This window comes from Candidatus Thioglobus sp., from assembly GCF_029243085.1.
GTDB lineage: Bacteria > Pseudomonadota > Gammaproteobacteria > PS1 > Pseudothioglobaceae > Thioglobus_A.
Genome location: NZ_JAQWSS010000118.1, coordinates 1 through 10417 on the forward strand (window position 1 = coordinate 1; position 10417 = coordinate 10417).

General features: G+C 36.4%; 10 protein-coding genes. 3 read left to right on the top strand and 7 right to left on the bottom strand.

Translation table 11 applies throughout. From position 1 onward, the window contains the following. The 3 genes from bamA to P8M52_RS06660 all read right to left on the bottom strand — a co-directional run. A partial coding sequence (gene bamA, locus P8M52_RS06650) for an outer membrane protein assembly factor BamA (protein ID WP_300309088.1) occupies nucleotides 1–2178 on the bottom strand: 2178 nt, incomplete at its 3' end. 13 nt (nucleotides 2179–2191) lie between these two features. Beyond that, on the bottom strand, nucleotides 2192–3529 hold the full coding sequence (gene rseP, locus P8M52_RS06655) for an RIP metalloprotease RseP (protein ID WP_300309090.1): 1338 nt from the start codon (nucleotides 3527–3529) through the stop codon (nucleotides 2192–2194). A gap of 6 nt (nucleotides 3530–3535) precedes the next feature. Next, nucleotides 3536–3889, bottom strand: coding sequence for a DUF971 domain-containing protein (locus P8M52_RS06660; RefSeq protein ID WP_300309092.1), 354 nt, complete (start codon nucleotides 3887–3889; stop codon nucleotides 3536–3538). An 89-nt stretch (nucleotides 3890–3978) separates the two neighbouring features. On the opposite strand from P8M52_RS06660, the gene dapF reads away from it, so the two are divergent. Then, a complete protein-coding gene (gene dapF / locus P8M52_RS06665; protein WP_300309094.1) occupies nucleotides 3979–4794 on the top strand; it encodes a diaminopimelate epimerase in 816 nt (271 codons plus the stop codon). On the opposite strand, the gene P8M52_RS06670 is transcribed toward dapF, so the two are convergent. From P8M52_RS06670 to pdxA, 4 genes are read right to left on the bottom strand one after another with little or no spacing between them, the layout of a single operon-like run. Continuing rightward, a complete protein-coding gene (locus tag P8M52_RS06670; protein WP_300309096.1) occupies nucleotides 4791–5588 on the bottom strand; it encodes a symmetrical bis(5'-nucleosyl)-tetraphosphatase in 798 nt (265 codons plus the stop codon). The genes dapF and P8M52_RS06670 overlap by 4 nt on opposite strands. Then, nucleotides 5588–5959: a Co2+/Mg2+ efflux protein ApaG gene (gene apaG, locus P8M52_RS06675; RefSeq protein WP_300309098.1), complete on the bottom strand. Its 372-nt coding sequence runs from the start codon at nucleotides 5957–5959 to the stop codon at nucleotides 5588–5590. The genes P8M52_RS06670 and apaG overlap by 1 nt, the downstream gene beginning before the upstream one ends. Next, nucleotides 5943–6704, bottom strand: coding sequence for a 16S rRNA (adenine(1518)-N(6)/adenine(1519)-N(6))-dimethyltransferase RsmA (gene rsmA, locus P8M52_RS06680; RefSeq protein ID WP_300309100.1), 762 nt, complete (start codon nucleotides 6702–6704; stop codon nucleotides 5943–5945). Before rsmA ends, apaG begins: the two co-directional genes overlap by 17 nt. 13 nt (nucleotides 6705–6717) lie before the next feature. Continuing rightward, nucleotides 6718–7680, bottom strand: coding sequence for a 4-hydroxythreonine-4-phosphate dehydrogenase PdxA (gene pdxA, locus P8M52_RS06685; protein ID WP_300309102.1), 963 nt, complete (start codon nucleotides 7678–7680; stop codon nucleotides 6718–6720). 241 nt (nucleotides 7681–7921) lie between these two features. Between pdxA and P8M52_RS06690 the strand changes: the two genes are divergently transcribed. Both P8M52_RS06690 and P8M52_RS06695 read left to right on the top strand, forming a co-directional pair. Further along, nucleotides 7922–9070: an efflux RND transporter periplasmic adaptor subunit gene (locus tag P8M52_RS06690; RefSeq protein ID WP_300309104.1), complete on the top strand. Its 1149-nt coding sequence runs from the start codon at nucleotides 7922–7924 to the stop codon at nucleotides 9068–9070. A 10-nt stretch (nucleotides 9071–9080) separates the two neighbouring features. Continuing rightward, nucleotides 9081–10417: efflux RND transporter permease subunit (locus tag P8M52_RS06695; RefSeq protein ID WP_300309106.1), on the top strand; the 1337-nt coding region annotated here is incomplete at its 3' end.

Genomic DNA, 10417 nt, shown 5'->3' on the forward strand with positions numbered 1-10417 from the left:
CACACCTGCAGAAACACGTAAATCATCAAGTGAAATATCATTGACTTTCTCATAAATGCCACCCGCATCTACAAAGGCACTCATGCGCATATTTTTACTGTCATTGATGAAATCCATTGGCGATATAACAGAGGCGCCTGCAAGAATGGATAATTCACCACCCTTAGAAGTATCTGTTAATATTCCATTTGAATCAATATATTTATTACCTAGAGAGTTAAAGTCAAAGCCTCTAACTGATGATGATCCACCGCCATAATAACGTTTAAAGAATGGTAAGTCTTTACCGCCATAGCCTTGTGCTAGACCTAAATTTCCATTAGTTTTTAGCGTTAAACTGTTACCAAACGGTAAGTAGTTTCTATGGTTTAAACCTAGCTTGTAATATCTAAAATCAGCAACAGGTAATGCAATGTCAAAGCTAGCACTAGTGCTATGACCATCTGTCGGGTAGTTGTAGTCATTAAGTGTATCAGCACTCCAATTGAAATTTGCTTTTACTTCAGTCTTATCTGTTGAGGCACACTGCGATTCTAATTCGGCGAAATCCGTTTTACATGTGATATCGCTGTTTGAAAATTTTAATTCAGATCCAATTCTAGTACTTGAAGTAATTGGAATTCCGTAACCTAAACTTCCGCCAAATGTGTCAATCTTGTAGTCACCTACATTATCTAAATTCTCAATTTGTTTACTAAATAAGCCATAACTAATGTTGTGCTTGTCCTCATTAAAGTATGGATTTGAGAAGTAGAAGTTAAATTCTTTAACCGCACTAGAGTTTGCTATCTTGGCATTAAGTGTTGTACCTGTACCTAAAAAATTTCTTTCGTTAATACCAACTTCAAACGAGGATCCAGTGCCGTTTGAATGTGAAATCCCCATGGTAATTGCGCCAGTTTTGGTCTCTTCTACTGAAAAATTAAGATCGATTTTATCATCGAATCCTTTAAGCCTTGAAACCTCCATTTTTACATTAGAGAAAAACCCTAGGCGTTTAATTTTGTTGATTGATTCATCGAGTTCGGTATTTGAATATAAACCACCTTCGTTAATGCCAATTTCCCGGCGAATAACTTCATCCTGTGTACGGGTATTGCCAACGATGGTAATACGATTAATATAAACTTTTTTATTCAATGAAATATCAATAGTCAAGTCAATAGTATGCGTCTTGGTATTTTCATGAGTGATAGGATTAATTTTGGCAAATGCATAACCTTGGTCAGCAAATACATCGGTAATGGCTTGAATACTTTCAATAACTTTCTTACGTTCAAACACATCGTTTTTCTTAACGCTTAAAAGTTCATTCAAGTCTTTAATGGATTGATTTAACAAGTCTCCCGTAAAAGCTATTGTTCCCACTTTATATTGCGAGCCTTCGCTAATCTGAATATCAATATCAATATTCTCTTTATTGTCAGATAGCGTAGTTTGAATTTTGTTGATTTTAAAATCAAGATAGCCGTTATTAATGTATAAAGACTTCATAGACTCAACACCGGCATCTAGTGCAACTTTAGAATAATGATCTTTTTCCGTGAAATAATTCATGATAAAGAAATCAGCTTCGCCAATATCAAACAAATCTAATAAGTCATCCTCATCGTGAATATTGCCACCTGTTATCTTCATTGAATTAATTCTGGCTACTTCACCTTCGTTGATGTCTAACTCAATACCAACTCGATTCTGAGCATCTATTTCAATTTTTTTATTAATCTGGATGCCATAGTAACCCTTAGAGATATAAGAGGATTTTATTTGTGAAATTAACTGATCTAATTTTCGTTGATTAAAAATATTGCCTTGAGCAAGATTCATGTTTTTTAGAATTTGGTTTAACGAATCTTCATCGATCACATTATCGGAGTAGTTAAGTACGTCAACAAATTTAATATGAGGATTTTCTAATAACTTAATTTTAAGAACTTGATCTACTTGTGATACTTCAATATCTTTAAAGAAGCTTGTCTTATAAAGATCGCGAATAATTTGACCAGACACTTGTTTGTTGTAATCATCACCTGTCTCAACAGGTAGATAGCTTAATACTGTTCCACGAGAGATCGAATCTAACCCTAATATTTCAATACTTTTAATAGGATCTGCAAGGGCCATCGAGCTGCTAAAAATACTAGCAGAGATTAATAATTGAAGTGTTGTTTTTTTCATGATGCTTATTAAGTTACAATAATCGTGTCAAGTCATTATACAGAGCTATAAAGGTTAATGACAAAATAACAAATAGGCCTAATTTAGCCAGTATTTGTTGGGTTGTATCACTAACCGCAGAACCCTTGATCATCTCAATCAGATAAAAAAACAAATGCCCGCCATCAAGCAGGGGGATTGGTAAAAGATTTAGTAAGCCCAATCCAATACTAATCAATGCCAAGAAAGATAAGAATGGCACCAAGCCAACCTCAGCGGTTTTGCCAGCATAATTAGCAATACTCACCGGCCCACCAATTTGATCAATCGAGGTTTCACCAATAATCATTTTTTTAATCATTTTTAGATTAAGTAATGTCAATTGATAAACTTTATCGGTAGCTGAAGATAAAGCATCTAGTGGATTTTTTTGGATTAATACTTGCCAATTTGTCAAGAAATCCTTGGGAATCTTAACACTTACACCTGCTTTTGGCAGGTTGTTAACAAGTTTTGGTGTTAACACTAGGTCCAAATATGAATCGTTACGCTTGATCGAAAGGTTGATTGAGCCAACTGGTTTTGTTTGTATTATTTGGACAAAGTCCTGCCAATTATGAATTGGCCTGGTGTTAGCCATTAGCACTTTGTCTCCAGATTGTAAACCGGCTTTACTGGCTGCAGAATTTGGCACAACTTGATCGATAATAGCTGGAATTGTTGGTTTTGCAAACTCAAACCCTAAATAATGATCAACCCCTTGCTCCGGATCGGCTAGAAAATCATTAGTTAAGCTTAGCTCAACTGTTTTTAAGTTTGACTGACTGGATAGCGCTTGGATGGTTAACGGTTCGTTTTCAATTGCTTGAATAAATTGAATGGAAAATTCACTAATACTTGGTGTTGGTGCATTGTTAATGCTGAGTAATACATCACCTGTTTGCAATCCAGATTCGCTAAAAATTCCTGATGAATTGACCGTGCCAACAACTGGCTTTATACCGTTAACACCAATAATAAACACAAAAGTGTATAGAAAAATTGCTAACAGGAAGTTTGCAATTGGGCCGGCTGCTACGATAGCAAAACGTTGATAAACAGATTTTCGATTGAAAGCACGATGCTGTTCAAATGCTGCAACCTTACCTTCTTGTTCGTCAAGCATCTTGACATAGCCACCAAGTGGGATTGCACACAAGGCAAATTCTGTCTCACCTCGTTGAAAAGATTTAATTACCTTGCCGAAACCAATAGAGAATCTTAAAACTTTAACATTTAATTTTTTTGCAACCCAATAGTGTCCATATTCGTGAATAGTGACTAAGATGCCAATAGTCACTATAAAAGAAAGCAGGGCAGTTAAAAAACCCATTCAAATTTAAAGTTGAGAGTGCGAATGTCCTGCTTCTTTAAGGCGCTTTAAGTAAGTTGACCATAAGGCATCTTTATCGGTGGCTAATTTGTATAAATGCTCCCAAGAATAGATACCGGTATCATGACCATCATTAAAGAAGATATAAACAGCATAATTTCCCGTTGGCTCAATGCGGTCAATCTTAACGTTTTCTTTGTCTAATTGTAAAGTCTCTTGACCAGGTCCATGGCCAACAACCTCTGCAGACGGTGAATAAACTCTTAAAAATTCAGTACTTAGTGGGTAATCAACACCATCGAAAGTTAGTGTTAGTAAATTTTTATCTTTATTGAGAGTAATGTTACTTGGTGTTTGCATAATTTGCCTTTAAATAAATAGTGTCGATATTTTATCAGAACTATGGTTTTTATTATCCTTTCGCTTAATAAGTGGATAAAATAAAGCGCATGATGATTCAATTTACAAAAATGCACGGTCTTGGTAATGACTTTATGGTTGTTGACAACACCAGTGGCAAGATTAATTTTAATATTAAGCAGATTGTTAAATTGGCTGATAGAAATTTTGGCATTGGTTTCGACCAATTACTAGTAGTAGAATCAAGCACCACTCCAACCATTGATTTTCGTTATGTGATTTATAATGCAGACGGGTCTGAAGTGGAGCAATGTGGTAATGGTGCCCGTTGTTTTGCACGATTTGTTAGTGAAAAAGAGCTTACCACTAACAATCCAATTGTTGTCGAAACTCATTCAAGTGTCATTACCTTGTTTATTCATGAAAATAATGCAGTTCGTGTTGACATGGGGGAGCCGCAATTTGAACCTAAGGGTATTCCGCTTGTTGCTCATAGTGTTCAAGCTGTTTATCAAATTGAAGGGTTTGAAATGGGTGTTATATCAATGGGCAACCCCCATTGCGTTCTAACAATTAACGACACCTCTAATTTAGATGTTGCTAGCATTGCTAAACAAATACAAGCTAGTGATTTACTGCCCAATCAAGCCAATATTGGTTTTATGCAGGTGCTAAATCGCGATGAAATTAATTTAAGAGTTTATGAGCGTGGCGCTGGAGAAACGTTGGCTTGTGGTAGTGGTGCATGTGCAGCGGTTGTGCATGGTATTGAGCAAGGATTACTTGATTCAAAAGTAATTGTTCATCTAACAGGTGGTGACGCTCTAGTTGAGTATCAACGCGGTGAGTCTGTATTTTTATCAGGGCCAGCTGAATTTGTTTTTGAGGGGCAAGTTGAAATTTAACAACTAACTGAAAACACCTTTTTATCCGATAGCCTGATTGCGCTTAACGCCCCGCCCCAAACACAACCGTGATCCATGGGATAAATATGCGCTCGATCGACATGCTTAAGTGTTGACCAATGGCCAAAGAAAATATCAGTATTTTTTAGCAGGCGCTCTTTATGATCGAACCACGCTTGGTAGCCCCTCGGCGCCGAATCAAAATTCATTTTATGTTTGAATTCTAATTTGCCATCAGCCTGACAGAAACGCATACGCATTAAGGCGTTAACGGTGTATCGACATTGCTCTAATTTATCAAGATCTTTATGCCATGTGCGTGGATTGTTATCATACATTTGGGTTAAAAAATGACCAACATCCTGACTTTGTAAATATTGCTCAACTTGTTTAGCTTGAGATACTGCTATAGAGTCATTCCAATTTGGCGGTATACCGGCATGAACCATAAAAACTTCTTTGTGCTTAATGATTAATGGCTGCTGTAAAAGAAACTCAAGTAATTCAGTAGAATTATTTGCCTGAAGAATATCGGTAAATGTGTCTTTTTTATTTGGTGTAATGGTGCCAAAAGCACACGCTAATAAATGAAAATCATGATTACCTAAAACCATTGAAGTATTGTCAGTATGTGCTTTAATGAAAGCTAAGGTTTCTAAAGATTTATCACCCCGATTAATCACATCCCCAAGAAAAAACAATTGGTCCTTATCTAGGGAAAAATTTATTTTTTTTAATAATGATTGTAGAGAATCATAGCAACCCTGAACATCACCAATGAGATAATCAGCCATTAATGTAGCGTGTAAGGTTCACTTAGAACAAATTCAGGTATTGTAGCTTCGAAGCGTTCACCCTCATCGTTAATCATTCCATAAGTGCCTTTCATTGTGCCTGTCGCTGTTTTAATTACCGATCCAGAGGAATATTGATAAGACTCGCCAGGCATTATATGCGGTTGTTGACCAACAACTCCTTCACCAATAACTTCTTCCATACGACCTGTTTCGTCTTGAATTAACCAGCGCCTAGTTAAGAGCTGAGCACCAATTGAGCCGTTATTAGTAATAGTAATGGTGTAAGCAAATGTATGTTGGTTGATAGTTGCACTTGATTGCTCTTCAATAAAGCTAACCTTTACGTCGATTTTAATATTGTTTTTCATAGTCTTTAGCCAGGGTGATAAAGGTGTCAATATCTAGCATTTCTGCACGCTGAGATAAATCAACACCTGTTTGTTCTTGAGTTAATAGGGATTTTAAACAATTTCTAAGTGTTTTTCTGCGATGGGAAAACGCAGCTTTAACCACTTTTTCAAATATATCAATGTCACCAACTTTACATGATTTTAGCGGCTTTAAGTAAACAATGGCAGAGTCAACTTTAGGCGCAGGGTCAAACGATTCTGGCGGGACAACAAAGATAAGTTCCACTTCAAAAAATGCTTGCATCATGACACTCAATCGACCATAAATTTTTGAACCGTGACTAGCTGACATCCTTTCAACCACTTCTTTTTGCAGCATAAATGTCATGTCAATTATTTTGTCTCGATTATCAAGTAAGTGAAATAAAATAGGTGAAGAAATATTATATGGCAGGTTTCCAACTACTCGAATTGGTGGATTGAATAAATTTAAATCAAAATTTAGCGCATCACCTTGGTTTATCACCAGATTAGACTTATTGTAAGCGGCTAAAATTTTGATTAAATCTCGATCAATTTCAATAACATTCAGCTGATTAACTCGCTCTAGCAAGGGCAAGGTCATAGCACCTTGACCCGGCCCAATTTCAAGCAAGTTATCATTATGTTTAGGCGCTATTGTGGCGACAATTCGCTCAATAATCTTTTGGTCAGTCAAGAAGTTCTGACCAAAACGTTTACGAGCTTTATGTTTTCCTGACATGATAGTTAAACGCCTAATAAATGGTTTTATTAATAAAGTTTTGTGCGTATTCTAACGCAGTATGCAAGCTACCTAGGCTAATATTACCAGTTCCAGCAAGCGAAAGAGCGGTGCCATGATCAACTGAGGTACGGATAAAGGGCAAACCTAGAGTAATATTTACAGCCTTTTTAAAACCTAGGGTTTTTAAAACAGGTAGCCCTTGGTCATGATACATACTCAAAACACAATCAACCCCCTGAAGAGCGTCAACCGTAAAAGCAGTATCCGCCGGAACGCTACCAGTCAGATTAAATCCTTGATTGTTTAGCTTAGCAATTAAGGGATTGATAATTTCAATTTCTTCCATACCTAGATAACCATCCTCACCAGCATGCGGATTCAGCCCGCAAACAACAATGTTAGGATTTATAGTACCGTAAGCCTCTAAGGATCGGTGAATAATACGAATGGTCTGTTCGAGTGACTCAGCCGTTATGTTTTGAGCCACCTGAGAAAGTGGTAGGTGAGTTGTTGCTAGAGCAACCCGAAGTCCTTTTGTAGCAAGCATCATGACGGTTTTATTAACATTGGAAAGGCCGGCTAAATATTCAGTATGACCCGTAAAACCAGGATTGACACTATTAATAATACCTTTATGAACAGGGCCCGTAACTAAAGCACTACATTGTTTTTTTAGGCAAAAATCTGTAGCGGCATCAAGTGTGTTAAGAACATATTGAGCATTATCAGGGTTCAAGACACCGGTAGTAATATTACCTTCTGCTTTGATTGGATAAACACATAACTGATGAGTCGTATTAACACAATCAGATTCAACAATTTTAAGTGGTAATTTTAGTTGTTTTGCACGTGATATCAGCATATCAGGATCGGCAAAAACCAATAAATTTTTATCAGATTTTTTTTGAGCATGAATAACGGCTAAATCAGGGCCAATTCCTGCTGGCTCTCCAGGGGTGAATGCAATCGTCATTTAACATTAATTAATAAAATATAATACATATATTATAGTGCCAATATATAAGTAAAAATTTATATACTAAAATATATAATACAGTATTATATTTGTATAATTTATTAGTTAAAAATCAGATGGTTATATAAGGTAATAGATGATTAACAGCTATTTGATTTAAATAGTAAACACGATGGAAGGTAATCATATAAAATTCCAAACAATACTACTAATTATCACATTTAAAAACAGGTTAACTATGAGCTTTAAAATCACACCTTTAGTCACATCCGTTTTACTAGCACTTTCACTGCCTTTACACTCACAAATTATCAATCCAAATAGTAATAGCTTTGACTCTGTTTATAACATTCAAACAATTACCGGAATGTCTCTTGATAAAAGAGCGTTATTAGGTGGCGTAGTGATTTCATCCTCTCAGGTTAATTTATCGGCACAAGTTGCAGGTGATGTTTTAAGTGTTAGTGGTAGAGAAGGCGACATGTTTAACAAGGGTACAACCTTAGTGACACTAGAGCAAGACTCCATTCAAGCACAACGTGATTCTGCTTATGCCGAGATTGCCTCAGCTAATGAATCACTTAGAAATGCAGGTGTTCAGTATTCACAATCAATTGTATCTCCTAATGGAGGCAGCATGCTTGGCGGTGTACCGGGTATGTTTTCAATGTTTACTGATCCCATGTTAAAAATGAGTGGTCAGGGTAATCCAGAGTTTGATAAATTTGCCAATAGAACTTCAAGATACACCTCATATCAACAAGCAAAAAACAAATTAACTCAAGCAGAAAACAATTTAAAGCAAATTGAATCTCGCCTAAAAGATGCGAGTGTTGCTGCACCGTTTGATGGTGTTATTGTCGCTAAATCAATTAATGTGGGTGATATTGTCCAACCGGGTCAAAAACTTTTAGCATTTGCTAATATTAAAGAGCTTCAAGTTGAGGTGAATATTCCATCAAGATTGGTAAGAAGTTTAAAGCTTGATACTGATTATCGAATTAAGTTAGATATTGCCAATATTGTTGTCGATGCTAAATTGTCACAAATTTACCCGATTGCTGATAACGCTAAACACAGTGTTAAGGTAAAGTTTGACTTACCAGAAGGTGTGCCAGTACTACCAGGTGCTTATGCAGAAGTTGAAATTTTTGAAACTGATTCAGGCATTTTAACGCCAGTTGTATTAGAATCTGCAATCATGTGGCGCTCTTCATTGCCAAGTGTATTTATTATTAACCCATTAACAAATAAAACTGAGTTGCGTTTTATTCGTTTAGGTGAGCAAGTTGGTAAGGATAAGAAAAGTGTTTTATCAGGCTTGAAGATTGGCGAGAAAATTGTCGCTAATCCCAATATTTTAATGGTTTCAGGAATGGATATTTAATTCGATCATTATGTCAAACAATAACACAGCCATGAATGACGAAGTTGATTTAGGCATAGCTGGAAAGCTAACCAAAGCCTTTATCACTTCACCACTATCGATAATTATTTTCTTTGCTATGTTGGGAGCTGGAATTATCGGTCTAATTTCAACGCCACGTCAGGAAGATCCTCAAATCTCAGTACCACTGATTGATTTATTTGTTGAATATCCGGGTGCCTCTTCAGAAGAAGTGTCCAATATTGTTGTTAAGCCCTTAGAGCGACTAATGTCTCAAATTCTGGGTGTAAAGCATGTTTATTCAGTCAGTGATAAAGGGCAGGGAATTATTACTGTTGAATTTGATGTGGGTCAGGATATGAACGCATCAATTATTAAAGTACGAGATAAAATGCTTGCCAATCTTGACTTTATGCCTCCAGGTGCTAGACAGCCATTAATCAAACCAAAAGAAATTGATGATGTTCCAATTATTAATTTAACACTCTGGTCAAAGTCTTTAGATGATGGTCAGTTACGCTCTCTTGGTTTAGAATTAATCCAGCAACTGGAGAAAGTTAAAGATACAAACAACGGCTTTATTGTGGGTGGCCGTAAAGAGATTTTCCATATTGATGCGTATCCGGGTCGATTAGCTGGTTATGGTGTGTCAATTCAGCAAATTGCTGGCACTATTGGCAATGCAAATATTCGAGAACATACTGGTAATATTGAGCTAAATGGTTTTAGCATGGAAGTATATTCTGGTGATTTTTTTACCAAAGTTGAAGATATTGAGAACTTAGTAATCACCGTTAATAATGGCAAGCCAATCTATATTCGAGATGTAGCTGACGTTTACTATGCACCAGAACAAACTGAGCACATGGTTAACTATTACACAGGTAAAGCCAATAAAACGGGCAAAAAGGCAACAGCAGAACAAGCTGTCACTATTGCCATTGCTAAGAAATTTGGCACCAACGGTGTAGAAGTAGCTGAAAACATTTTGGCCAAAGTGGAGCAGTTAAAGGGGCGCCTTATTCCAGACAACGTAGAGGTGGCAGTAACTAGAAATTATGGAAAGTCTGCCAAGGACAAAGTAAACGCCTTAATCAAAAAACTATTTATTGCTACCGGCGCTGTAACCTTATTAGTATGGTTTGCTTTAGGAATTCGTCCGGCGATTGTGGTAACGTTAGTGATTCCAGTAGTATTGCTGATGACAATATTCTCTGCCTGGATTTTAGGTATGACTATTGATAGAGTGAGTTTATTTGCACTAATTTTCTCAATCGGTATTCTGGTGGACGATGCTATTGTTGTAACAGAAAATATTTATAGACGCTGGCTCATTGATAATAAAAT

Excerpts from the sequence above, each read along its gene's own strand:
- rseP (WP_300309090.1), bottom strand. The coding sequence starts at position 3,529 with ATGGGTTTTTTAACTGCCCTGCTTTCTTTTATAGTGACTATTGGCATC.
- P8M52_RS06660 (WP_300309092.1), bottom strand. The coding sequence starts at position 3,889 with ATGCAAACACCAAGTAACATTACTCTCAATAAAGATAAAAATTTACTA.
- dapF (WP_300309094.1), top strand. The coding sequence starts at position 3,979 with ATGATGATTCAATTTACAAAAATGCACGGTCTTGGTAATGACTTTATG.
- P8M52_RS06670 (WP_300309096.1), bottom strand. The coding sequence starts at position 5,588 with ATGGCTGATTATCTCATTGGTGATGTTCAGGGTTGCTATGATTCTCTA.
- apaG (WP_300309098.1), bottom strand. The coding sequence starts at position 5,959 with ATGAAAAACAATATTAAAATCGACGTAAAGGTTAGCTTTATTGAAGAG.
- rsmA (WP_300309100.1), bottom strand. The coding sequence starts at position 6,704 with ATGTCAGGAAAACATAAAGCTCGTAAACGTTTTGGTCAGAACTTCTTG.
- pdxA (WP_300309102.1), bottom strand. The coding sequence starts at position 7,680 with ATGACGATTGCATTCACCCCTGGAGAGCCAGCAGGAATTGGCCCTGAT.
- P8M52_RS06690 (WP_300309104.1), top strand. The coding sequence starts at position 7,922 with ATGAGCTTTAAAATCACACCTTTAGTCACATCCGTTTTACTAGCACTT.